This window comes from Arthrobacter sp. KNU-44, assembly GCF_051843155.1.
Lineage (GTDB): Bacteria > Actinomycetota > Actinomycetes > Actinomycetales > Micrococcaceae > Arthrobacter.
In genome coordinates, this window is sequence record NZ_JBPXNG010000002.1 from 2,156,294 (window position 1) to 2,179,970 (window position 23,677).

At 60.9% G+C, this 23,677-nt stretch carries 18 protein-coding genes; 8 read left to right on the plus strand and 10 right to left on the minus strand.

The genetic code is table 11. The features are described 5' to 3' along the window. Nucleotides 1-252: 252 nt before the first annotated feature. The 5 genes from ACSVHC_RS11030 to dnaA all read right to left on the minus strand — a co-directional run bounded on the left by ACSVHC_RS11030 (nucleotide 253) and on the right by dnaA (nucleotide 6,060). Nucleotides 253-807 carry a DciA family protein gene (locus ACSVHC_RS11030; RefSeq protein WP_437771962.1) on the minus strand — a complete coding sequence of 185 codons (555 nt, stop codon included), beginning with the start codon at nucleotides 805-807 and terminating at the stop codon, nucleotides 253-255. Beyond that, nucleotides 794-1,987, minus strand: coding sequence for a DNA replication/repair protein RecF (recF, locus tag ACSVHC_RS11035; protein WP_439180934.1), 1,194 nt, complete (start codon nucleotides 1,985-1,987; stop codon nucleotides 794-796). The genes ACSVHC_RS11030 and recF overlap by 14 nt, the downstream gene beginning before the upstream one ends. A 23-nt stretch (nucleotides 1,988-2,010) precedes the next feature. Continuing rightward, on the minus strand, nucleotides 2,011-2,970 hold the full coding sequence (gene gnd / locus ACSVHC_RS11040) for a phosphogluconate dehydrogenase (NAD(+)-dependent, decarboxylating) (RefSeq protein ID WP_439181385.1): 960 nt from the start codon (nucleotides 2,968-2,970) through the stop codon (nucleotides 2,011-2,013). Between the two features lie 18 nt (nucleotides 2,971-2,988). Then, entirely contained in the window at nucleotides 2,989-4,113 is a 1,125-nt protein-coding gene (gene dnaN, locus ACSVHC_RS11045) for a DNA polymerase III subunit beta (protein ID WP_059388865.1), read from the minus strand. A 525-nt stretch (nucleotides 4,114-4,638) separates the two neighbouring features. Continuing rightward, complete coding sequence (dnaA, locus tag ACSVHC_RS11050; RefSeq protein ID WP_345448260.1) at nucleotides 4,639-6,060, minus strand: chromosomal replication initiator protein DnaA; 1,422 nt, start codon at nucleotides 6,058-6,060, stop codon at nucleotides 4,639-4,641. A gap of 457 nt (nucleotides 6,061-6,517) precedes the next feature. Here dnaA and rpmH point away from each other — a divergent pair, with 457 nt between their 5' ends. The 8 genes from rpmH (at nucleotide 6,518) to ACSVHC_RS11090 (ending at nucleotide 12,103) form a co-directional block, all read left to right on the plus strand. Then, entirely contained in the window at nucleotides 6,518-6,655 is a 138-nt protein-coding gene (gene rpmH / locus ACSVHC_RS11055) for a 50S ribosomal protein L34 (RefSeq protein ID WP_011776797.1), read from the plus strand. A gap of 40 nt (nucleotides 6,656-6,695) precedes the next feature. Beyond that, nucleotides 6,696-7,103, plus strand: coding sequence for a ribonuclease P protein component (rnpA, locus tag ACSVHC_RS11060; RefSeq protein WP_236813924.1), 408 nt, complete (start codon nucleotides 6,696-6,698; stop codon nucleotides 7,101-7,103). After that, nucleotides 7,096-7,494 (plus strand): membrane protein insertion efficiency factor YidD, encoded by a 399-nt coding sequence (gene yidD / locus ACSVHC_RS11065; RefSeq protein ID WP_390281490.1) that lies wholly within the window; start codon nucleotides 7,096-7,098, stop codon nucleotides 7,492-7,494. Before rnpA ends, yidD begins: the two co-directional genes overlap by 8 nt. A gap of 17 nt (nucleotides 7,495-7,511) precedes the next feature. Next, the gene (gene yidC, locus ACSVHC_RS11070; protein WP_345448258.1) at nucleotides 7,512-8,489 is read left to right on the plus strand and encodes a membrane protein insertase YidC; all 978 of its coding nucleotides are present in this window, start codon (nucleotides 7,512-7,514) and stop codon (nucleotides 8,487-8,489) included. Further along, nucleotides 8,489-9,064: a Jag family protein gene (locus tag ACSVHC_RS11075; protein WP_437771959.1), complete on the plus strand. Its 576-nt coding sequence runs from the start codon at nucleotides 8,489-8,491 to the stop codon at nucleotides 9,062-9,064. The genes yidC and ACSVHC_RS11075 overlap by 1 nt, the downstream gene beginning before the upstream one ends. A 6-nt stretch (nucleotides 9,065-9,070) precedes the next feature. Beyond that, on the plus strand, nucleotides 9,071-9,721 hold the full coding sequence (rsmG, locus tag ACSVHC_RS11080; protein WP_345448256.1) for a 16S rRNA (guanine(527)-N(7))-methyltransferase RsmG: 651 nt from the start codon (nucleotides 9,071-9,073) through the stop codon (nucleotides 9,719-9,721). An 86-nt stretch (nucleotides 9,722-9,807) separates the two neighbouring features. After that, nucleotides 9,808-10,863 carry a ParA family protein gene (locus ACSVHC_RS11085; protein WP_437771958.1) on the plus strand — a complete coding sequence of 352 codons (1,056 nt, stop codon included), beginning with the start codon at nucleotides 9,808-9,810 and terminating at the stop codon, nucleotides 10,861-10,863. A 67-nt stretch (nucleotides 10,864-10,930) separates the two neighbouring features. Beyond that, nucleotides 10,931-12,103 carry a ParB/RepB/Spo0J family partition protein gene (locus ACSVHC_RS11090; protein WP_437771957.1) on the plus strand — a complete coding sequence of 391 codons (1,173 nt, stop codon included), beginning with the start codon at nucleotides 10,931-10,933 and terminating at the stop codon, nucleotides 12,101-12,103. Nucleotides 12,104-17,698: 5,595 nt separating this feature from the next. On the opposite strand, the gene trxA is transcribed toward ACSVHC_RS11090, so the two are convergent. The 5 genes from trxA to ACSVHC_RS11115 form a co-directional block, all read right to left on the minus strand. Then, entirely contained in the window at nucleotides 17,699-18,025 is a 327-nt protein-coding gene (gene trxA, locus ACSVHC_RS11095; protein ID WP_078107075.1) for a thioredoxin, read from the minus strand. A 36-nt stretch (nucleotides 18,026-18,061) separates the two neighbouring features. Further along, nucleotides 18,062-19,018: a thioredoxin-disulfide reductase gene (gene trxB, locus ACSVHC_RS11100; RefSeq protein WP_437771956.1), complete on the minus strand. Its 957-nt coding sequence runs from the start codon at nucleotides 19,016-19,018 to the stop codon at nucleotides 18,062-18,064. Between the two features lie 158 nt (nucleotides 19,019-19,176). Next, the gene (locus tag ACSVHC_RS11105; RefSeq protein ID WP_439180935.1) at nucleotides 19,177-20,826 is read right to left on the minus strand and encodes an ABC transporter substrate-binding protein; all 1,650 of its coding nucleotides are present in this window, start codon (nucleotides 20,824-20,826) and stop codon (nucleotides 19,177-19,179) included. 143 nt (nucleotides 20,827-20,969) lie between these two features. Further along, nucleotides 20,970-23,051, minus strand: a complete 2,082-nt coding sequence (gene murJ, locus ACSVHC_RS11110) for a murein biosynthesis integral membrane protein MurJ (RefSeq protein ID WP_437771954.1) — start codon at nucleotides 23,049-23,051, stop codon at nucleotides 20,970-20,972. Nucleotides 23,052-23,121: 70 nt separating this feature from the next. Next, nucleotides 23,122-23,622: an NUDIX hydrolase gene (locus ACSVHC_RS11115; protein ID WP_059388857.1), complete on the minus strand. Its 501-nt coding sequence runs from the start codon at nucleotides 23,620-23,622 to the stop codon at nucleotides 23,122-23,124. Nucleotides 23,623-23,677: the final 55 nt, after the last annotated feature.

Below are 23,677 nucleotides of genomic sequence, written 5' to 3' on the forward strand. Positions count from 1 at the left end.
CGCTTTTACATTGCTGTTCAGCGGAGCCAATCAACGTTCACCGGCGCCCAGTTGTCTATGCCGATTCTATCGTGACTGGGCGCAGTTCCTTGCAAAACCCGGCCCTTATGATCAGGAAAGTAGCTCTGGGAGGCCGCTGGCCCCATCTGCAAGCTGCCAAAACGGCACCCTCTAGGGAGCTGTACGGTCCGGGGAGGTTTCTCGCCCCTGTGCGCCGTTCAAGCAAATGCGCAGACACGGGCGCCCGGGAAGTTACCCGTAAGTATCCCGGGGGCCCCGCCCGTTGACGCTTCGGCCGCCCTTGCGCCAGCTCGGTGCGGTGGGCGCGAGCACTTGAATCGACGTCACTACGCCGTCTCCGAGTTCCCTTCGGAACATGTCCAGGAGGCTGGTGCTCAGGAGCCTGAGCTGTGTTGCCCAGGCGGTGGAATCGCAACGGACATGAAGCGTGGTGTCGGTAAAGCTCTCCGGGGTGCAGTGCGCGGAAATCTCCGGTCCCACCAGGGCATCCCACTCGGCCATCACGGAGCCGACGGCCACGGGTGACGTCCAGCCGCGTTCGGCCACGAGCCTCCCGACGACCTTCCCCAGGCCGAGCGGATCCCGGCCCGTGCCGTGGAATTGGCTGAATCCTCGGGTGTCGCGGACGCCCTTGCGTTTAGGCGCGGCGCCGGTCCGCGGGGCAGCGCGGCGGATTTCGCCGCGCGCGGCAGCGGCGTCGCGCATCCGGTTCAAAGCTGATTGGGCAGCGTCGATCTCGTCAGGGTCCCTGCCCGGCTGGCGTCCGCCGGGGCTATCCTTCTCCATCAATGCCTCCGGGCACAACCTTCACGCGTCGTCCCGCCAGTTCTTCGGGAATGTCGGCGTCGACGGCGGCCGTCACCAAAACCTGCTCGGCGCCGGCCACTATTCCAGCCAGTTTACGCCTGCGCTGCACGTCCAGTTCGGCGAAGACATCGTCGAGGATGAGGATGGGAGCCGAACCGCCGGTACGGGTGTCATCGAGCATGACATAGTACGAGGCAAGTCGCAGGGAGAGGCACATGGACCATGTTTCGCCATGGGAGGCGTACCCCTTTGCCGGAGCCTGGCCGAGAACCAATTCAAGTTCGTCACGGTGGGGTCCGACCAAGGAAATCCCGCGTTCCAACTCCTTGCGGCGCGAGGCTGCGAAGGCCTGGACGTAGCGCTCGGTGAGTTGCTCCACGGACAGCGAACGGAGGTCCTCAACCCCCTCTGAACCTTCAGTGAGACCCTCGGCGGGCCCGCCGTCGTCGTCCAACACGCCCTGGATGGTGGAGCGGTAGACCGCTCCCGCTTCCTTGGATCCATCCGTTAGTTGCGCGTAGGCACTCTTGAGATGCGGACGGAGGCGTTCCACGAGTTCCAGCCGCGCATGCAGGAGTTCCGCGCCGGCCCGCGCCATATGCTGGTCCCAGACATCGAGCGTTGCTTCGTGGCCCGTGGTGAATTTCCCGGTGCGGGCCGATTTCAACAAGGCGTTGCGCTGTTTGAGCACGCGGTCGTAGTCGCTGCGGGTGGCCGCGTGCACCGGCATGAGGCTGACCAGCAGTTCGTCGAGGAACCGCCTGCGGTTGGACGGATCGCCCTTGACCAAGGCAAGGTCCTCAGGGGCGAAAAGCACCGTCTGGCAAATGCCCAGGATGTCGCGGGCGCGGACAGGATTTCCGCGGTTGATCCGGCCACGGTTGGCACGGGCGGTATTGATTTCGAGCTCGACCACCGTCGATTGTTCACCGCGGACAAGCTTCGCCCTGATCAAAGCCCGGTCCGCCCCGAAGCGCAGGAGCGGCGCATCCGTACTGACGCGGTGCGAGCTCAGGGTAGCCAGATACCCGATGGCTTCCATGAGGTTCGTCTTGCCGATGCCGTTGGACCCCACCAGGACCGTGACACCGGGGCCGAGTTTGAGGTCAACCTGCGCGTAGCTGCGGAAATCGGTCAGCGAAAGATGTTCGAGGTACACGCGTACTGCTGGTCGGCCGGGGCCTAGTTGGCCGGACGGGTGGCGTGTCCGCCGAACTGGTTGCGCAGCGCTGACACCATCTTCATGGCTGGTGAGTTGTCCTCACGGGAGGAGAAGCGGGCGAAGAGCGCAGCGGTGATTGCCGGCGCCGGGATCGCATTGGCAATGGCTTCTTCTACGGTCCAGCGGCCTTCGCCGGAGTCCTCGACGTAGTCCCCGATGGAGGCCAGGCCCGGGTCCTCGTCCAAGGCTTTGACCATGAGGTCCAACAGCCAGGAGCGAACAACCGTGCCCTTTTGCCAAGCACGGAAGGTGCCGGGAAGATCCTTGATGATGTCCTTTGCCGCGAGCAATTCGTAGCCTTCGGCGTAGGCCTGCATCAGACCGTATTCGATGCCGTTGTGGACCATCTTCGCGTAGTGGCCCGCTCCGACGCCGCCCACGTGGACGAAGCTGTCGGCACGATCGCCTTCAGGGCGGAGGGCGTCGAATACCGGCATGGCGAGTTCGATGTCCTCGTCCGCGCCGCCTGCCATGAGCCCGTAGCCGTTCTGCAGGCCCCAGACACCTCCCGAAACACCGCAATCGGCGAAGCGGATGTCCTTGGAGTCCAGGAATGCCGCGTGTTTCTGGTCTTCAGTGAAGCGTGAGTTGCCGCCGTCGATCACCATGTCACCTGCAGAAAGCTTTTCGCCGAGTTCACTGATCACCGCATTGGTGATGTCGCCGGAGGGAACCATGACCCAGACCAGGCGCGGCTTCGGAAGGGCGGCAATCAGTTCATCAACGGACGCGACGTCGGCGATGTCCTGATTGCGGTCGAAGCCAGTGACCTCGATTCCGCCTTTGCGCATGCGTTCGCGCATGTTGAAACCCATTTTTCCAAGGCCGATCAGTCCGATGTGCACGGTGTGAACTCTTTTCTGCGTTGGTTGTTGTGTTGTCCCGACTGACTCGCAGTAGTTGTCGTTTTGGGCGCCCAGAACGACAACAAGTGCGAGTTAGTTGGGGAGGCGGACAGGCATCACGAGGTAGCGGTAGTCGCCCTTGTCATCGCCGTCGGCGTCGACCTGGGCGGTGATCATGGCCGGCTTCGGTGCCGTGGTGAACGAGAAACGCACGAACTTGGTCTCGATCACGCTCAGGCCTTCCACCAGGTAGTGCGGGTTGAAGGCTACTGTGATGTCTTCGCCGCTGAGCTGGGCTTCCAGTTCCTCGGATGCCTGCGCGTCTTCGCCGGTACCGGCGTCGAGACTCAGTTGGCCCTGCGTGAACGCCAGGCGAACCGGGGTGTTTCGTTCGGCGACCAGGGACACACGGCGAACGGCCTCTACAAGTTCCTGGGTTTGGACCGTTGCGTGGATCGGGGTGGAGTCGGGGAACAACGACCGGATCTTGGGGTAGTCGCCGTCGACGAGCAAGGAAGTGGTGGTGCGTCCGCCGCTTTCGAAACCAATCAGACGGCTGTCGTCGTCGGCGAGGGCGAGATGGATGTCGCCGCTGCCACCGAGGGTCTTTGCAACCTCGTTGAGGGTCTTTGATTTCACCAAAGCACTTGTGGAAATTCCCGGAGTGACGGGCTTCCAGGGCACTTCGCGCATGGCGAGGCGGTACCGGTCCGTGGCGAGGAGGGTGATCATGTCATCCTCGATCTCCATCCGGACACCCGTGAGGATCGGCAGTGTGTCATCCCTGCTTGCGGCGATGATGACTTGGGAAACAGCCTGGGCGAAGGCGTCGCCGGGCAAGGTTCCGCTGATGGCGGGAAGCGCCGGAAGCGGCGGGTATTCGGATTCCGGCATCGTGGCGAGATGGAAGCTGCTTCGACGGCACGTGAGAGTGACCTTGCTTCCATCGGTTTCGATGTCGACGGGAGCGGAGGGCAGGCTGCGACAGATATCTGCCAAAAGGCGCCCGGAAACCAGGATGGTTCCCTCGGTGGTGATGTCCGCTGGAATTTCAAGACGGGCGGAGGTCTCGTAGTCAAAGCTCGAGAGACTCACTGTTCCGGCTTCTGCCTTGAGCAGGAGCCCTGAGAGTACCGGGACGGGCGGCCGCGGAGACAAGGACCGGGCTGTCCATGTGACGGCTTCTGCCAGGACATCCCGCTCGACTCTGAACTTCACGGAAGGGTGCCGCCTTTCATTGCTGCTGCCAGTGTTCCACCGGAAACTCCCCCAGGAGTCCCGAAAACCAGCGCCCGGAACCCAAAAGCTGCATGGTCCGCAGCGAGCGAACTACAAAGCAGCGCCAAGGATGGACGCGATGCAGACAGCTTAGCCGGAACTTCGGGCATTAACCCATCCCCGGCTTGCTGGCTTGTGGTTCGAAGCAGCCACGGGCTGCGTCGCTGGGTGGGTGGAAGGAGATTGTTATTTGAGGGAATTCATTTTTTTGGGATTAGTAGTGTTAACAACCCCTGTGGAAACTGTGGATAACCGCCTCTGGACCCGCAGTTCCGCGGTTAAGCCCTGTTCACCATATGTGGGTGACAAGGGTTTTAAACAGGGTGTGGACGTGGATAACCCCCAGGCCCGTTTTTAACGATCCACAGACGGCTTAAGGGTTTTAAGCCCATTAACCGTGTTTGTCCCCTTAAGTATCCACAGGCTTATCCACATGTGCCTGTTAATAAGGTATGTAGTGGCCGCTTAGGAATCGCGTTGCTGCTGCTTGATGCGGTTGGTCAGCTCAGTCACTTGGTTGTAGATCACACGGCGCTCGGCCATCAGTTCGCGAATCTTGCGGTCCGCGTGGATCACTGTGGTGTGGTCGCGGCCGCCAAGCTCCTGGCCGATCTTCGGCAGGGACATGTCCGTGAGCTCGCGGCACAAGTACATGGCGATCTGCCGCGCGGTCACCAAAGTTCGCGTACGGGACTTGCTGCAAAGCTCTTCCATGCTGAGCTTGAAGTACTCGGCCGTCTGCTTCAGGATCTGGTCGGCCGTGATCTCCTGGGCACCGTCGTCGGTGATCAGATCCTTCAGCACCATCTCGGCGAGGGCCACATCCACGGGCTGGCGGTTGAGGCTGGCGAACGCAGTGACGCGGATCAGCGCGCCTTCGAGTTCGCGGATGTTGCTGGAGATCTTGGAAGCGATGTATTCCAAGGCGTCGTCGGGGGCAGACAATCCTTCGCTCTGGGCCTTCTTGCGGAGGATCGCAATACGGGTTTCGAGTTCGGGCGGCTGGATATCGGTCAGCAGGCCCCATTCGAAGCGTGACTTCATGCGGTCCTCGAAGCCGGCGAGCTGCTTGGGCGGGAGGTCCGAGGTGATGACCACCTGCTTGTTGTTGTTGTGCAGGGCGTTGAATGTGTGGAAGAACTCCTCGAGCGTGCGGTCCTTGCCTGCCAGGAACTGAATGTCGTCGATCAGGAGCACGTCGACGTTGCGGTACGTGGTCTTGAAGCTGGCGCCCTCGTCGTCGCGGATGGAGTTGATGAAGTCGTTGGTGAACTCTTCGGAATTCACGTAGCGCACCCGGATGCCGCTGTAGAGCCGGCGGGCGTAGTGGCCGATCGCGTGCAGCAAGTGCGTCTTGCCGAGCCCGGAGTCACCGTAGATGAACAGAGGGTTGTAGGCCTTGGCCGGTGCTTCCGCGACCGCGACGGCGGCAGCATGGGCGAACCGGTTGGAAGAACCGATCACAAAGGTGTCAAAGACGTATTTCGGGTTGAGCCGGCCGAATTCGTGCGAAGTACTCGGCGGGGTGGGCTGTGGCTTGGATTCCACGGCAAGGTCGTTCGCGGAAGAGAGTTCGACGGCGGGGGCCGGCTCTTCGTGGATAGGCACCAGATCCGTGTCGACGTCGATCGCGCACCGGATGTCGTCGGAAAAGACGCTGCGGAGGGCATCATCGAGGGCGTCCTTGACTTGCGTCTGGAGGACCTCGCGGGTGAGTTCGTTGGGTACGGCCACCAGGAGGGTGGAGCCGATCAGGCCCTGCGCCTGCGCAAGGATGACGAAACCACGCTGCCGGGGTGTGACGCGATCGTCTTGTTCCAGCAGGCTCAGCACCCGCCGCCAGGAACTTCCGACCGTGTTGGCGTGGTTGGCTTCGTCTACCGTCATCAATTGGTTCCCTCGAGTGCTTGCTTGCCTGGATTGCGGCAGCCGAAGGTCCAAACCATGAGTGGATTCCGAACCGAATCCACAGGGTTATGCACAGTCCGTGGATAATCGGCTACTGAGACACTCTAGGGGATGAAAACTCCAGAAGATAGCTGGGAAGAAGCTTGTGGATAATTACACCGTTGTGGTTCTGAAACGAGGTCTGTGAGCCACTTCATCCACAGGCTGGCGGGGGTAGTTAGCCACAGCTGGGGATAACGGGCGCTGCAGCCCCCGGTTTGACCTGGGGGGTCTTTTTGCCCTAACGTTGTGAAGTCCTATGTGTCCGCTTTTTGACCACCCGCACCTCCGGTAAATCCGGCGTTGGGCGGCGGCGGATACTCAATAAACTTAGCGTCGGCCAGTTCTTCCCCTTTTGATCGGGTGGGCGCACCTTTGATCCACTGGAGTAACTAACGTGAGCAAGCGGACTTTTCAGCCGAATAACCGCCGTCGGGCCAAGAAGCATGGCTTCCGCCTTCGTATGCGCACCCGTGCCGGCCGTGCCATCCTGGCCGCCCGTCGTGGCAAGGGCCGCGTCGAACTGTCGGCCTAAATAACTGACTCGTCGGTCAGCCTTCCAAGCGAGTCAATAGGTGCTAGCCACCCGTAATCGTCTGCGGACTTCTACCGACTTTTCAACAACTGTACGTTCCGGCGTCCGCAATGGACGCCGGAACTTAGTGTTATATACGGCACCTATCGGTGCCGGAGAACCGAGCCGCATCGGCTTCATCGTTTCCAAAGCTGTCGGGAACGCTGTGACCAGGAACCTCGTTAAGAGGAGACTGAGAGAAGCAGGTGCTTTGTCTTTGAAAGGACATGGCACGGGTCTTGCTGTCGTGGTCCGGGCGCTGCCCGCGGCCGCAACAGCGAGCTGGGACCAGCTGCTGACGGATTACAACGCCGCCTTGGCGGCAACTACGAAACGGCTCGGCGGATCCTCTCCGCGGGTTGTTTCGCCCACCCAGGGCACCACAACGGAAGGGACACCGCGTGCATGAGCTGAGCTCCGCCGTCGTCCGCTTCTTTAGAGTCTCGCCGAGGATCCTCGGGACATTTCTGTGGGAGCTGCCGCGCAACGTCCTCATCATCTTGCTGAAGACGTATCGCAGGATCATCTCTCCCTTGTACGGCCAGGTGTGCCGGTTCTTCCCATCCTGCTCGGCGTATGCCCTCGAAGCGGTGACGGTGCATGGTGCCGTCAAGGGAAGTTGGCTCGCAGTGCGGCGCCTTGCGCGTTGCCACCCCTGGAACGCCGGCGGCGTGGACCACGTCCCCGCCGGACATCGTCACTGGCCCGAAGGCCAGACGCCCACAATTGTTGTACTGAACAACCCGGACCAGTTCCTGGCTGTGTGGTCTGATGAAGACGGTCGCCGCACAGCGGCCTGAGGAAATAGGGAAAACGTATGGACATCTTTGGAACAATTCTGGCCCCGTTCAAGTGGCTAGTGTCCGCGATCATGCTGGGGTTCCACGACGGGCTGAGTTTCATCGGCCTGCCGCCGGAGAACGGCTGGACCTGGACGCTGTCCATCATCGGCTTGGTGCTGGTGATCCGTGCCGCACTGATCCCTGTCTTCGTCAAGCAAATCAAGGCCCAGCGGGGCATGCAGCTGCTTCAGCCTGATCTGAAGAAGATGCAGGCGAAGTACAAGGGCAAGACGGACCAGCTCTCCCGCCAGGCGATGGCGCAGGAACAGATGGCGCTGTATAAGAAGCACGGCACCAACCCGTTCTCGGCGTGTTTGCCCATGCTGATCCAGATGCCGTTCTTCTTCGCGCTGTTCCAGGTGCTTTCCGGTATCACCCAGGCCCGCCAGAGCGGTATCGGCATCGGCGCCCTGAGCCACGACCAGGTGGTGCAGTTCGACGAATCCAGCATCTTCGGCGCACCGCTCTCGGCTTCCTTGCTCCACGGCGGTGGTCTCCCCGGATCCGATCAGACGATCGTGTGGGTTCTGTCGATCGTGATGATCCTGGCCATGACGGCGTCGCAGTTCATCACGCAGAAGCAGATCATGGCCAAGAACATGTCCGAAGAGGCGATGGCCAGCCCGTTCATGCGCCAGCAGAAGATGATGCTCTACATCCTGCCGCTCGTCTTCGGTGTGGGTGGCATCAACTTCCCCATTGGTGTGCTCATCTACTGGACCACGACCAACTTGTGGACCATGGGCCAGCAGTTCTTTGTCATCCGCCGCATGCCGACGCCGGGATCCCCCGCAGCGAAGGCGCTTGCCGAGCGTCGCGCCGCCAAGGGCTTGCCGTCCCACCCCCTTCTGGGCGGTAAGAAGGACGCAGACGTCGCTGCCGAAGTGGCCGCCGTCGAGGTCAAGGCCCAGCAGCGCATCCAGCCACAACGTAAGAACAGGAAGAAGAAGTAATGTCTGTTGAAAGCACCGAAGAGGCAACGGCCGCTGCCGCCGAGGAACTGGCAGAAGCTACAGAAGAAACTTCCGAAGAAGGCGCTGCTGAAGGTAAGGGCACTTCCGTGAGCCGCCTCGAGGAAGAGGGCGACGTCGCCGCAGACTACCTTGAGGAACTCCTCGACATTGCCGACATCGACGGCGATATCGACATCGAGATCCGCAATGGACGCACCTACATCTCCATCGCGGCTGAAGACGACTCTGAGGGGCTTGAGAGCCTGGTAGGCCGCGACGGTGAAGTGCTCGAAGCCCTTCAGGAACTCGCTCGCCTGTCCGTGCTGTCGGCGACCGAGAACCGCTCGCGCCTGGTGCTCGACATCAACGGTTACCGCAAGGAACGTGCCGGCGATCTGCAGCAGATTGCGGAAGACGCCGTCGCAAAGGTCAAGGAGACCGGTGCCTCCGTTGCACTGGCACCGATGAGCGCCTACGAACGCAAGATTGTGCACGACGCTGTCGCGGACCTCGGCTTTGTATCCGAGTCTGAGGGCGAAGGCGCCGGCCGCCACATTGTGGTTTCGGCCGACTAACGGATCATGGTTGAAATCACGGCAGCCGAACTGCAGGCGGCAGAAAAGATTTTCGGTGACCGGCTTGGTCTCGCCCAGCGGTATGTAGAGCATTTGGCGACGTCAGGAACCGAGCGCGGGTTGATTGGCCCGCGCGAGGTTCCCCGCCTGTGGAGCCGGCACGTTCTCAACTGCGCGGTCATCGAGTCGGTGATTGCCCACGGAAGCCACGTTGCAGACGTTGGTTCCGGCGCGGGGCTTCCCGGCTTGTGCTTGGCTATTGCACGTCCCGACCTTGAACTCACATTGATTGAACCACTGGAGCGACGCGTCATTTGGCTTCAGGAAGTAGTGGACGACCTCGGGCTGGGCAATGTCACGGTCATGCGCACCCGGGCAGAGCTCGCAGTGGGGATGGTCGACGCGGACGTTGTCACGGCCAGGGCTGTCTCCGCCCTCACCAAGCTGGCTGGCTTGACCATTCCCTTGCTCAGCGGCAAGGGTGAAGTGGTTGCGATCAAGGGCCGCAGTGCTGCCGAAGAGATTGAGCAAGCAGCAAAAGTCATCCGCAGGCTCGGCGGCGTGGAAACGTCCGTCGTGGTTTGCGGGCAGGAGCTCCTGGAAGAACCCACCACAGTGGTGAGGATCGTCGTTAACAAACAGCGGAAGATCGCTTAGCTTCGGCGCTGTGTCCCGCGTGTCCGCAACTGAGCGGTTAAGCTAGAGAACGGCAGCTAGAGCCGAATGAGAGTGAGAGTGTGACAGTGGGCAGTAGCGAAACCTCCACCCAGCGGATCCCGCCATTTATTTCCTTGGGGTCGGCTCGGGCCATGGCTGCACCCTCGGCGTCCTTTGAGTCTGCGCTGATGCGAACCAATTCGGTTGCGAACGCCGCTGTTTCACGTGAAACTTTGATCGTCGGACACGACAACGTCATGGACTCCATCGACGACTCCAGCCCCATTGCGCGCCAGCTCGCCAACGAGACCCGACGCCGCGAGCGGTTGGTGGGACGCGAGCTTCCCAAGCCGGAAAAGACCCGTATTTTTACCGTGTCCAATCAAAAAGGCGGCGTCGGAAAGACCACCACGACTGTCAATATTGCGGCCGCCTTGGCTTCCGCGGGACTCAATGTCCTGGTGATCGACATCGATCCCCAAGGAAACGCGTCCACCGCTCTTGGTATTGAACACCACGCCGACGTCGACAGTATCTACGATGTGCTGATCAACGACCTTCCACTGCGTGACGTTGTGGCACCTTGCCCCGATATTCCCAATCTCATCTGCGCGCCGGCCACCATTCACCTCGCGGGCGCTGAGATTGAACTGGTCTCCCTCGTGGCACGCGAGCAGCGCCTGCGCCGCGCAATCGATGTGTATTCGAAGGAACGCGCGAAGAACGGTGAAGGTCGCTTGGACTTCATCTTCATCGACTGCCCGCCCAGCTTGGGCCTGCTGACCGTCAACGCATTCTGCGCGGCAAGCGAGGTACTCATCCCGATCCAATGTGAGTACTACGCATTGGAAGGCCTGAGCCAGCTCCTCAAGAACATCGAAATGATTCAGAAGCACCTCAATGCTGATCTGGTTGTTTCCACCATTCTCCTCACCATGTACGACGGCCGCACGAATCTCGCCGCACAGGTGGCTTCCGAGGTCCGTCAACATTTCCCGGACCAGGTCCTCGGCGCCGTGGTTCCCCGCTCCGTGCGCATCTCGGAAGCTCCGAGCTACCAACAGACGGTAATGACCTACGATCCCTCATCCAGCGGCGCGTTGTCCTACATGGAAGCCGCCGCGGAAATCGCCGAGCGCTAGACTTCCTTAATCACTGCAATATCCTTGGCGGGCTCTATTCTTGCCATTCCACCGGAGGGACATACTAATGAGCGAAAAGCGACGAGGCCTGGGTAGGGGTCTTGGGGCTCTCATTCCCAGCTCCGCTTCGGCCGGTGCATCGGGCAATGGCGTTCCGACTTCCCGGCCTGTGGACCTTTTCTTCCCTGAGGCGCGCAAAGCCCCGGAGACGGTGGACACGCCCGAGGTTCCTGAAACCGAAGTAGCGAAGAGCTCCCCCTCGCGGGGATCTTCGTCCGAGAGCACGACGGCGGCAAAGACTCCTGCGGCGAAGTCGCCCGCCGCGAATGTCAGCTTTCGTGAAGAACCGACCGCGTCTGAGCCCGCTGACGTTGTTTCTGAGTCGCTTCGCGCGGAAGCGCCCGAGGTTCAGCTAGTCGAAGTTCCCGGGGCGCGTTTTGCCGAAATCCCCGTCGGGGACATTCATCCCAACCGCAAGCAACCGCGTAGCGTCTTCGATGAGGACGACATGGCGGAGCTGGTTCATTCCGTCAAGGAAATAGGTGTCCTCCAGCCAATTGTTGTACGCACTTCAACCGAAAAGGGTGGAGAACCGTACGAACTGGTGATGGGTGAACGGCGCTGGAGGGCTGTACAGGCCGCCGGGCTCGAAACTATCCCGGCGATTGTCCGCGATACCAATGATGACGACCTCCTCCGCGATGCTTTGCTGGAGAACCTCCATCGCAGCCAACTGAACCCCCTGGAAGAAGCGGCTGCCTACCAGCAGCTCCTGGAGGACTTCGGTACCACCCATGAACAGTTGGCCGACCGGATCGGACGTTCGCGGCCGCAGGTGTCCAACACTCTTCGTCTTCTGAAACTTCCTCCGCTGGTGCAGCGACGGGTTGCTGCCAGCGTGCTGTCGGCCGGCCACGCTCGTGCATTGCTGGCTCTCCCGGACGCGGCTGCGATGGAGCGTCTCGCGCAGAAGATTGTTTCCGAAGGAATGTCCGTTCGTGCCACTGAGGAAGCGGTGGCGTTATACCAGGATCCTACGGTGCCGCCGAAGAACAGTATTCCGCGCCCCAATGCTCGCCACGAGCGCCTCGACTACCTTGCGTCGTCTCTTTCCGATCGACTGGACACCAACGTGAAGATCACCTTGGGTGCACGAAAGGGTCGAGTCAGCATTGAGTTTGCCAGTGTTGAAGATTTGAACCGCATCATGGATGTTCTGTCCCCCGGGGATGAAGGCTAGGCGTTTAATTTCTACGAGATTGGAGTTTGCTTCTAGCGAGGCAGGCTCCATTTTCATTTAATGATTGCTCTTGGCTCGTAGGAACCCAGTTGTCCCTATAACCACCTTGATCGCTCAGGGAGTCTGCCGGGTGAGGGCTCCCAGGGTTGGCAGGGGTTTTGGCAATCTGCGATCGCCTGCTTGTACGGTTCGTGTGGTCCGGTTGAGGCCACTCTCCCATGGTTGGAGGGGCGGCAGAACTGGGGCGATCGACGCATTGCTGAGCTATTAGTGTGTTTCACGTGAAACGGCCGGGCGTATTTAGGGGTGGTTGGAATATGCCGGCCTAGAAGACGACTTCGATCCCCTGGACGTCGGACTCTGTCGGCCAGTTTCCTTTGCGAGTACAGGTCTTCGCGTTTCACGTGAAACAACAGGGCTCGCTCTTTTCAATGGATCTTCGCCGGTATCTCCTACGCACTTCGGGATCTCGCTCGATTCTTCCTCGTCGACGCAGTAGTCAGGCGTCCTTGGCTGGTCCGGTTCTAGGCATCCGGAATAGTTCCACACCCCACTTCTGTGCCTTACCGCGGAAGGATAATTTTGAGGGCAAGATCTGGAGAGCGCCCAATTCGCTAATCTCGCCCGCACAGCTCAAGACGTTGCTCACCAAGTTCAGCCAATATTTGCGCGACGGTCCAAGGATGTTGGCATATGAAGTCAGTGCCTCCTATGTGCAATGAGGTACCGGATGTTTCACGTGAAACAATTGCCCGGCTGACCAGGGACCGACGAGCGCAGTTCGGATAGCGCGGGGGCGCGTGAGTCAGGCCGCCAGTCAGTCGGGGCCGGACTCTCCCGGCGGTCTGTTTCACGTGAAACAGACCGCTCCGGCCTGGTCCGGGATCAGTTCAATGGCAAGTACACGCTAATTGGTAGTTCACTCGCAGTACGACCCGAATGACTAACGACGCGGGTCAACGAGAGGGCCCGGAGGTTGACAGCCTCTCGGTTTCCCTGTGTCTACTCACTGTCTAGAAGGGGATTCCAGGTTTTCGGCCGCGACCATAAGGATGCCCAGAGGAACGCGGCGACTTCGGTTGGAGGCTCTGGAGGAAGCTTCCTGTTTCAGTGTCAAGAGTAGATCGATGCGCGCAGCAGGAAGCACGCATCGTGGGCACGTCGGACACTGACAATCGAACTTGCGGCGAGTCTTTTGAGGCGAATCGGCTTTAGCATGAGGCGATGTCCAACCAGTTGTCTGCCCGCGTCGGGCGTTAGGCGCTGCTCGGAATCGTTGCTGCTGTGGGCGCACATGACTGGTTGCAGCGTTGGACGTCGTTCTGGGTGCTTGGGACCGCGGATACCCGCAGGCTGGCGCTGGCTGGTGGGACGTACCAGGGGCGTGAGCTGGCCGCGACCGATCCCCCCTCCGCCGCTGATATCTGCGGCGGAGGAGTGCCTGTAGCCGGAGACAGCTCCCCTGTTGGCTTTGACCTTGAGCCGGACAGAAACTAAGCGTTCCGTGAGCCTCTTACGGTTCTGTTGGGATTACTGAGCCTGATTCAGGCCAGATCCGCCCGCCAGCGTTGTAGTGCCCGCGGGGCAAGACACAATGAGTGCAGCCCGCCTTTAGTCGCTGACGGCTCTGGGTCTGTTTCTGGTGTTGTCCGTGCTGGAGCCGAGACTGGCGCCCCAGGCCAGCAGTCGGACGGGTCAGCTGCGTCTTTGATGCCAGTCGTGGTGATCGTTGGGATGAAACGGCGCCACCGCCGTAGCCCCCAAGTCCGCCATGCCAGGATCTCCCCCGAGCTTTGAGCAGTCCTACCGTCACTCATGTCGCGGCGCCTCCACTACTGGTACACTTTGGCTCGCTTGCCGGTCCGTGGGATGTGACTGACCCTAGACTAGCTGCGTGGCAAAGCACTCGTAGGAAGATGGACATCAATAGCGCAGTCCGTGGCGCGTATGAATTTAGCCCCGAGCTGCGACGCTCGTGCTTGGGCGAATCTGGGGGATGCATTTGCTGAATGCCTTGCGCAAAATTGGCGGGCGAACCCCTGCTTGTTCACATCGGTGTCCGAATTTTGAGGAGCTCGCAAGTAGAAGGATGAGGCTCTAGCCGGGGTCATAGTCGGAGCATTGAGACTACGCTTGACGCGGCGTCGCGGCATGCCGGTTCGAACTATCGATGGTCCCGGACCGTGACGGTGACGGTGACGGGAGCGCGAAATCGAAGCGCGGTGTGAGGGCCTTCTAGGCAGGCGAAGGAGGAAATTTACTTCGCTCGCGCGATGCCCACGCCTCCTTGGCCCGATCGAGGATCTGTTGATAAGTCGGAACGCAGCGGTGGATATCGCTGTGGATAACTTTGTTGATAAGTCGGAGCGGTTGAGGGGCCAAGGATGTGCACTCAGCGTGTCTATGTTCGAACGGTAGAGGTACTCGAGCCGTACTCGTGTTTGTCGATGGCTCTGTTTCACGTGAAACAGAGCCATCCTTCTCGAACCGCCCATTTTCATTCAAAATTGGCCCAATTTCGGCCGATTCCCGGGTTTTCGCATCGATTTCTGGCGCAGGCTAAACCTGGTTCTATGTGGGAGGGGGCGCGTCGTATCGGTTCGCGCTGATCGCGCTTATTACCGGGCGGGGAGAGCTACTCGGACTGACTCGGTCCGGCCGTGGATATCGCTGTGGATAACTATGTGCATAACTTTGGACCCGTCGGTGGATATCCTTCGCAGCCTCGATGCGACTGGTGTGGAAGACCGGCCTGATGTTGTGCACTAGGCCCGCATCTCGGTTAGCAGTCTCCGGACTCTGGCTGCCTCTCGGGCCCAGCGTGAGTAAGTCTGGGCACCATGATCATGGCATGTTTCACGTGAAACAACGGGCGGGGATGACTGGCACATGCTCCAGGCTGATGGCATCGCTGCCTCGCGACTGCCCATCGGCACGGCGTCAATACACGACGAGGCGGAAGGAGCGGTGCCGCCTACGTGGCTGCAGTGCTCGCATCCAGCGGATCGCACTCCGTCTTACGGTGAGAGAAGTTCATTCATGACGTAAGTATGCCTTTGACCAGGTGCCCGATCCGCAGAATCAGTGAAGAGCCGCTTGCGGCTCTCAAACGCTTCTTCAGTCGCGGACGCCGGCATGGGGCGAGTTTAAAGGAAGGACATTGAGCCCAAAACCTGTGAGCGAGCCACAGTCCCACGGGAAGCTAGAAGCCCTCGGCAATGGGAATCACCGACCGATGTTCAGCCGTTCGAATCCTCGGCCTCCCGCCCCGGCAATACGGACTCGTCTGCCTTCATGCAGATAACTTGTGATTCTGACCAAACCGGGAAGCCCGATCACCCTGCCACGGCTAACCCTCCCGCGTTCGAAGCTTCTAGCGCCAGCTCTTTCCACCGCCGGAGAGTGCGGGCTTGCGAAGGCTGATCGGCGGAGGCTGATTCAGCGCCAGTTATCTTTTCGCGTCCGGGTGATCGTCCGGCGAGACCGCCGCTGCTACGTGTATGGTTTCGTGACGCCGGGTCAGTGCTGAGAGTTAGGAGAGAGGGGTCCGTCGACCCCCGGGGCTGTACTTCGATCGGAGGAAGGTGGGCGCCGGCCACAACACCGTGGCTCAGGCTCAGGCTACTCGGCCAGGTTCATCTGTGTAGAACGGCGTCCGAGGCCGTCCTGGACCCGGATCCAAACTAGTGCCGGGTGTGGGAGTTATGGATAGACGCTGCGTCTTTGGGTTCATGAAGGCCCGGACCGGACCAATTCGCGCGGAACCGCTTGATGGTTCGCGAATATAACCTGCCTATCGAGCGCAGCAGTTGAGAGCTTGACAGCCACCATCTGACCCTATTCGCGCCGTCAATCGCGATTCAATCGATGCCCTCACAGAATTGGAAGCTGAAGAGGCGTGGCTGTCTTCCGGTCGCCGCCGTGGAGTGGGTGACTTGAGTACTGGTCTCTCCGTGCCGTGCCATCGTTGATTGCTGGCTCCGATCCCAGGAGCTGAGCTAAAGGCGTCTGCTTCGAATCTCGCCGGCCGAATAGTCCGAGCTATGCGCCAGAAGTGCGTGAGGCCGCCGTTCCAGGGATGCGGAAACCTAGCGCGTGTGGTCGCGAGGCAACGCAATCGTCACTCACTTGGGGGCACTGGACCTGATGTGCGTGCGCAGCCCCGGCCCGCAAGACTCAATGGGGATAGGCAGGCCAAATAGCGGGACTCGCATCCCACTGGAGAGCCGCGGACGGCTGAGCCTCGCTCAGTACCCTGTCGTAGGGGTTCTACCTGCTCTGTTGATATCCGGAGTGTCTAACTGCCACCGTAAGGTACCGATGTCTCTGTATAGACGACGGACTGAACTCCGGAGTCCGGATGATGACTGATGCCGGGTGAATCAACTCAAATTAATTGCTGGTGGTTATCTCTTCGACCAGCAGCTCCGAAGTCGGGCGCGGCGGCGCACCCGCGCTTCGCTTTTTCCCTGCTTCTATACGTTTTGGATAGGACATTCGCGGTAGTGGTGGGAAGGCGATTATCCCTCGCATCCGCGAGACGTAGCGAACTCCGTTCGAAGGACTCGAAGCGTGCTCGTGTTGATTCTCTGCGTCTTAAGCTAAGTGCGAGCAACCGCGCGTGGGCGTGTCGGTGGGGCCGTCGCGAAGGACGCGTGCGAGGTCGTATCGAGTCCTGGCCGATGAGGAGTGACAAGAAGTTCGGGTCGTCACTGTGTTTCACGTGAAACATGGAGCTTGGAAGGTTTTCCGCAGGACTCCACCAACTATCAGTGAAGGGTGACCCGGGATCAGTCCCTTGGCTAGGAGTGCCCCAAGGAGCCTGCAAGAAGGGTGCGATCGCAAGGTTCGAGGGGTTTGGGAATTCATGGCAAGTTGAACACGCCACCACCGTCGACAGACAGGTCGGCCAATGCCTGTAGCCCCCTACAATGAGCAGCGACTCACGTTTCACGTGAAACCTTACGAATGCCAACTTTCGCGCTCTTTGCCCGCACCGAATTCCAACACTAAGGTCCATGCCGAGTACTCTCAAACGGTTAGCCGTGTTTCACGTGAAACGATGCGAATGCTGAGCGCATGCGAGGCTCTACTTCGAACCGAATTCGAAAATTCAGAGCCGCGGCACTCCACGAAGGGACGGAGTTGTTTCACGTGAAACAGCCCATTCGAATACCTCGTCGTCGGCACTAAACCATAAACGCTGCAACAGCGCGGACACCGCGACATCAACGGACGACTCAGAAGAATCGACAGTGCGCGTGCCGTTTAGTCGTTGATCCATGCCAATCCTGCTGGCTATCGACCTTATCCGAGCCCGACTCCAGTCGCACAACAGATTTCACGCCAGTCCTGGCCGTTCCCCGAAAAAGTTATCGATTTTGACATTGAAATTGGTTTGCTTGTTGCATCGGCAGTCCGTGAGCAGCAACAGCGCTTGCATCGGCCTACCAACATTCACCACCAGCACCGCCAGTCGCGAGACCACGACTCCCGAGACCGCATACTAAAGGCACGAAAAAGCCGTTGGCCCTCGCTCAAGTGCGAGGGCCAACGGCCGAATCAGAAGCGACCGCTAAAGGGGCGCCCGACGTCCTAGGACAGTACGGATTCAAATTCCTTTTCGAAGAACTGCTTCGGCTTGGCGCCAATAACTGTGCTCTTCACTTCTCCCCCACTGAAGAGGTAAACCGCCGGAATAGACGTGATGCCGTATTCAGCGGCGATGGCTGGGTTGTCGTCGACATTCAGCTTGACGACGTCAACCTTGTCTCCGTACTCAACCGAGATTTCGTCGAGGATGGGACCCAACTTGCGGCACGGGCCGCACCACTCCGCCCAGAAGTCCACAATGACCGGCTTTTCAGCGGCCAGGACGTCGGTGCTGAAACTGGCGTCGGTAACGTTTTTAGCGTTGCTCATAATTCTTTCCCTTCGAATGGATGGCTGCCGTGCCGATTAGGCGTGCAGGTCTGCAAGATAGTGCTCGACGTCCAAAGCCGCGACACAACCGGAACCAGCTGCCGTGATGGCCTGGCGGTAGGTGGGGTCCACGACGTCGCCGGCGGCGAAGACGCCCTTGATGCTGGTCTTGGAGCTGCGTCCGTCGACGGCGATGGTGCCTTCAGGGGCGAGCTCCAGCTTTCCCTTTACGAGTTCCGTGCGGGGATCGTTGCCAATGGCCACGAAAACGCCAGTGACGGCGAGTTCGGACTCGGTGCCGTCGACGAGGTTCTTCAGCTTCAAGCCGGTCACCTTGTCCCCACCGATGACGTCTTCGACGGCGGTGTTCCACACGAAATTGATCTTCTCGTGGGCCTGCGCACGGTCACCCATGATTTTCGAAGCCTTGAGGGCGTCGCGGCGGTGTACCACGGTGACGGACTTGGCGAACTTCGTGAGGAAAAGTGCTTCCTCCATGGCAGAGTCCCCGCCGCCGATCACTGCGATGTCCTGGTCCTTGAAGAAGAAACCGTCACAGGTTGCACACCAGCTCACGCCGTGTCCGGAAAGACGCTTTTCATTCGCCAGGCCGAGCTCGCGGTATGCGGAACCCGTGGAAAGAATGATGGCGCGTGCCTTGAAGGTCTCCCCCGTGCCGATCGTCACGGACTTGATGTCGCCGTCGAGGTCCAGTTCAGTGACGTCCTCGAACTGAATCTCAGTCCCAAAGCGTGCCGCCTGCTTTTCGAAGTTCTCCATGAGATCAGGTCCCATGACGCCTTCGGGGAAACCGGGGTAGTTTTCGACGTCCGTTGTGTTCATCAGTTCGCCACCGGCAGTCACGGAACCGGCGATGAGCAGCGGTTTCATGTTGGCGCGGGCCGTGTAGACGGCCGCTGTGTAACCGGCAGGCCCTGAGCCTACGATGATGACATCACGTACGTTGGACGCGGTGTTTTCTGCGTTGCTCACTGGTGGGTGAACCTCTTCCTTAGTCGATGCACCGGATCCTTGCGGCCGGCCACATGGCACAACCCTTTGTCGGCGCGGAATATTCCGATGTTCCCGCGGACCCTTATATCCGCCACCATTCAGGGTACCGTCCGGCAGCGCAGGCCTTCCGCCGTCGATTACTGGACTTTGATCTCCGCAAGGCGCAGGCCGAACCCGTAGCGCGTCTTGGGCGCGGTCAGTTTGGGCAGGGACTTGATGGAGATGATGACGTACTGGGCAGTCACAGGTGAACTGAGCGGCATGGTGAGCTCCGGTGAGGTGAAGCTGTTGGTGCCTACCAATTTGGCCCCATCCATAGCAGGACGGTCATTGGTGTAAACGTTGATGTTTCCACCGGATGCGCCTAATTGACTCAAGGTGACGGACGTTACTTGTGAGGGTGCCTTGAGCTTGACGAGCAGCGAAACTCCATCAGGGGCCAGGCCGCCCCAGTCCGCGGTGGCGAACTCCATGTCCGACCAGTAACTCGCGGCGTTGCCGTCGTAAGCCTTGACCAGGTCTTTGTCGTAGCTCGCGGCGAATTCGAAATCGCCCATGCGGGTGACTCCATCAATGACCGGCGGCGCCGCGACCGGCGCTGCTGCTGATGCACTGCTACTCGGCTGTCCGGTCACTGTCTGAGAAGCTGTGGAGGTCTGCTTGGCTGCCGGAGTCCCGCCGGGGATGAGGTTGCCGAGATTGGTGACAGCCAGAACCAAACCCACGATCAAGACGGCGGCAAGGACCCCACCCACGAGCCAACGGAAGGAACGGGGCTCGCGGACTGGCTCTTCGTCGTAGTATTCGTCCTCGTCGAGGGGCTCTGCCTGCTCGCGCGCCGTCGAGGGGAAGCTCGATGCTCCTCGGCTGTATCCGCCGGTAGCTGCGGCCGCACCGCGAGAAGCGCCCGCACCTCTGGATCCGGCGTCGTCGTTAACAAAGCCGTAGTCGTCTTCGGACCAGAGAGAGACCTTGGATTCCTGGGCGGGGTTCGCGGAGGTAGGCGCCGGAGGGGTGGACGCCGGAACAGCCTGCGTGGCGGGTGCCTCTTGGATTTGCTGGGGAGCGGTCCGGCTCGACTCGGCGGCCGAAGCGGATCCGGCCCTCCCGGAAGGTGTGGCTTCGCCGTGGTCGCTGGTTGATCTTCCGGTACCCTTTACGGCGGCTGCGGCCGCAGCGGCAGCCGCCCCTGCTCCCGCTGCCGCAGCAGCGATGCGGGAACCGATGCCCCCAGGGGCCGACGTCGGCCGGGCAGCAGGCATGGGAGGAACCACCGGGCGGCGCGGATCCGCAGGTGCCGGGGCGCCCTGCAACGAATCGCCGGCGGGATGGGGCTCGACCTCGTCGTAACTGATGTACTCGGCGTCGTGCTCTTCTTCGTCGTACAGTCCGTCGTAGGTCTCGGGTTCGTGGGACCTAGCCTGGCCGAAGATCTCGCTGCCAAGTGTGTCCGTGAAGAACGGTTCGACGTAGGGCGGGTTGGTGGCCACTACGAGATCCAGTAGGTCAGGAGCGCTGCTGTGGTTGGTGATGAGGTACGTGGTGCTGTCGCTCACGCCGAGATCGAGGATCTGGACATGGCCGGGCCGTTCCCCAGTGGCTACCTCGCGGGCGCTTTTGGCGACCTGCTCAGCGTTTCCGGGGCCGGCCACGAGGATGCTGACAGGCCTGTTGAGGACCTGGTCCACGCCGTCGAGCACCAGATCTTGGTCGTGCGAAGTCAACACGGTGGCTGTGACTTTGTAGCGGCCGCCAAGCACTGATCCGACATCGATCGGGTGGGACACGGGTTCCTCCTATGACTGTCCGGAAGCTGCGGGTCCTGAATACGGGATCCGGCCAGCCGGGTGACCCGTGGTCTGCAACTACCTGTATTAGTTTCTGATCCTAGCTGATTGGGCCGTTCCGGCTCCGGGTTTGCGAGGATGCGTCACCTTTTGCGGCGGGGTCCACCGCGGAAATATGGGTTGTTTCCCGGCGTCCCCTGATAGGTACGGCGGCCAGGCAACGGGATGCCCGGGCGGCCTGCGGCCCCTTGGGCGGTGCTGGGGATGTCTTCATCCGGCAGATATGACTTCTCGATGTCGGACCAAGCGTCCACCGTATCTTTCCCTTCGGCAATGCCCCTATCGGCAAAGCGGTCAGGATCATGGCCGCCATCCCACCCGTCCTTGGAAGGGATGGTTTGCAAGGCGGGACCGGCGCGGAAGGATGCTGCGTCGAATTCGCCCGAGATGCGCGGAATGAGCCCGGTGTCGTCGGACACTGTGGCGCGGACCGGCGTCGGGGTCTGCTTTCCGCCCGCGGGCGGTGTTTTCTCGACTGGAACACCCCGGCCGAGCCGGCCGAGAACCGGCCGGAGCAAATCGCGCAGCTCACTGACGTGGAAGACGCGCAGCAGGAAAAGGTACGCAAGCAGCATGACGGGCCCGACGACGACCACCGTCACCAAAGCGGCGGGCCTGCTGCTCCAGGCAAAGCCGTCGGCGTGATAGCTGCCGAGGAGCCATAAGGCCAATGCGCCGGCGATCGCCGAGCCCAAGGCTGCGTAACCCATGCGAATGTAGGAGTTTGCGATCCGCGGGCCGTCCACATGGCCGAGGAGGCGGCGCAGGAACCAGACGCTGATGACCACGGAAAGGATGTTGCCAAGCGTGTACAGGACGGCGATCGCGAAGATGATCCGGCCCACCGGCAGGAACTGGATGATGAACGCGCCCACAACGTTGAGCAGGGCCAACATGAGCTGGATGTAGAAAGGGGTCCGGGCGTCTTCGTTGGCGTAGAAGACGCGGGACATCATGAAGTTGGCGCTCATGAAGGGCGTGCTCAGCGCGAGGATCGTCAGGGTCTGGGCGAGCATGACGCCATCCTGGGGCTTCCCGCCGGAGAAGAACATGCCCAGCGGTCCGGCGAGGGCGAACAGGGCCAGGGCCCCGAAGACAGTGGCGACGGCCATGGTCCGCAGTCCATGCGAAAGGGCCTCGCGCAACTCGGCCTTGTTGCCTGCCTGGGAGGCATGTGCCATGCGGTTGAAGAGCACCGTGGCGAGCGACAACGCAATGATCGAGTGCGGCAGCAGATATAGCTGGCTTGCGACTTCGAGGACCGCGTTACCGGGGAGGGTGGCGGCCGCCGGGTCCTGCGCGTGCTCCAGGCGGAGCCGCTCGGAACCGGGAATCGTCGCGATCCTCATGACGTAAAGGAAAGCGAGCTGCCCGACGGCGGCGGTCAGGAGCGTCCAGACGCTCAATTTCGCTGCCTGGCCCAGGCCCACGCCCCTCCAGCCAAAGCGGGGCCGGAGCCCGAGCCGCAGGCGGATCACCGGGATGAGGAGTATGGCGGTCTGCGCTAGTACGCCGACGGTGGAGAAGCCGGCGATCAGGAAGGTCTGGAAAGGCCCCCAATTGTCCAAGGTGTGGGGGTTGGTGTTGTTGGCGCCAAGGATCCAGATGAACATGCCCAGTCCTGCGATGGCCACTACGTTGTTCAGGATCGGTGCCCACATGGCGGGGCCGAAAGCACCGTTGGCGTTGAGGACCTGGGTCAGGAGCGCATACAAACCGTAGAAGAAGATCTGCGGGAGGCAATAGAACGCAAAGGTTACGGCCAGCGACTTCTGCTGGGGTGAATAGCCCTGTGTAGTGAGATCGATGACCATCGGCGCAGCCAGTGTGACCAGCGCCGTGAGCGTCAAGAGAACCAGCACGGCCAAGGTCAGGAGCCGGCTGATGTAGTCCGCGCCGCGGTCCGGGCCCTTGCTCGCTTTAATGATTTGCGGGACAAGTACGGCGTTGAACACGCCGCCCGCGACCAGGAGGAAGATCAGGTTGGGCAGGTTGTTGGCGTTGATGAAGGTGTCATTGACCGTCGATCCCAGGCCCAGTGCGGCGCCAAGCATCCAGGTTTTGGCGAAGCCGAGGAACCGTGAAACGAGCGTCCCCGCGGCCATGACGGCGCTGGAACGTGTTTCTCCGGACTGGGGTGACTGGGTTGTTTTGGCGGCAGACATTGTCATTATCGTCCCATGAGCCGGGCTGGAAGGTGCGTCAAACCGGCGTCAGGCGGTGGGAAAGGCCGCGTTAGAGGTGTTCGGGCAGGACTTCCCGGGCAAGATCGGCGATACGCCGCTCATTGGGAAAGGACAGCTTGCGGGCCAATTCCTGGAGGGGAACCCAAGCGGCATCGATGGCCTCTTGATCGGGATCGTTCTCGATGGTCAGCTCTCCCCCGGTCGCGCGCAAGAGAAAATGGTGCACGGTTTTGTGGACCCGGTGCCCGCTTACGGTGAACCAGTAGTCGATGCTGCCGAGGGGAGCGAGGACGTTTCCTTCGATCCCGGTCTCCTCAGCAATCTCGCGTACGGCTGCTTCTTCGTTGTTTTCCTTGCCCTCCGGATGCCCCTTCGGAAGGCACCACTCGAGCCGGCCACCCCTATTAAGGCGGGCGATGATCGCAACCCTTAGTTCGCCGTCGGACGTGTCTACAACGACGCCGCCTGCGGAGACTTCCTCCACCGTCGGAAGGGCCGCCTGGGCCGGGTGCGGGGCGGGCGCGACGTGGGCACCAATTGCCGACGGCAATGGTGCGTTCGTCCTCCTGCCAGGAGCACTCGGGATCGGGTTGGCCATGAAGTCC

What these genes read in the sequence shown, in the direction of transcription:
- ACSVHC_RS11030 (WP_437771962.1), bottom strand. Translation starts at nt 807, where the DNA reads ATGGAGAAGGATAGCCCCGGCGGACGCCAGCCGGGCAGGGACCCTGAC.
- dnaA (WP_345448260.1), bottom strand. Translation starts at nt 6,060, where the DNA reads ATGACGGTAGACGAAGCCAACCACGCCAACACGGTCGGAAGTTCCTGG.
- yidC (WP_345448258.1), top strand. Translation starts at nt 7,512, where the DNA reads ATGGACATCTTTGGAACAATTCTGGCCCCGTTCAAGTGGCTAGTGTCC.
- ACSVHC_RS11075 (WP_437771959.1), top strand. Translation starts at nt 8,489, where the DNA reads ATGTCTGTTGAAAGCACCGAAGAGGCAACGGCCGCTGCCGCCGAGGAA.
- rsmG (WP_345448256.1), top strand. Translation starts at nt 9,071, where the DNA reads ATGGTTGAAATCACGGCAGCCGAACTGCAGGCGGCAGAAAAGATTTTC.
- ACSVHC_RS11090 (WP_437771957.1), top strand. Translation starts at nt 10,931, where the DNA reads ATGAGCGAAAAGCGACGAGGCCTGGGTAGGGGTCTTGGGGCTCTCATT.
- trxA (WP_078107075.1), bottom strand. Translation starts at nt 18,025, where the DNA reads ATGAGCAACGCTAAAAACGTTACCGACGCCAGTTTCAGCACCGACGTC.
- murJ (WP_437771954.1), bottom strand. Translation starts at nt 23,051, where the DNA reads ATGTCTGCCGCCAAAACAACCCAGTCACCCCAGTCCGGAGAAACACGT.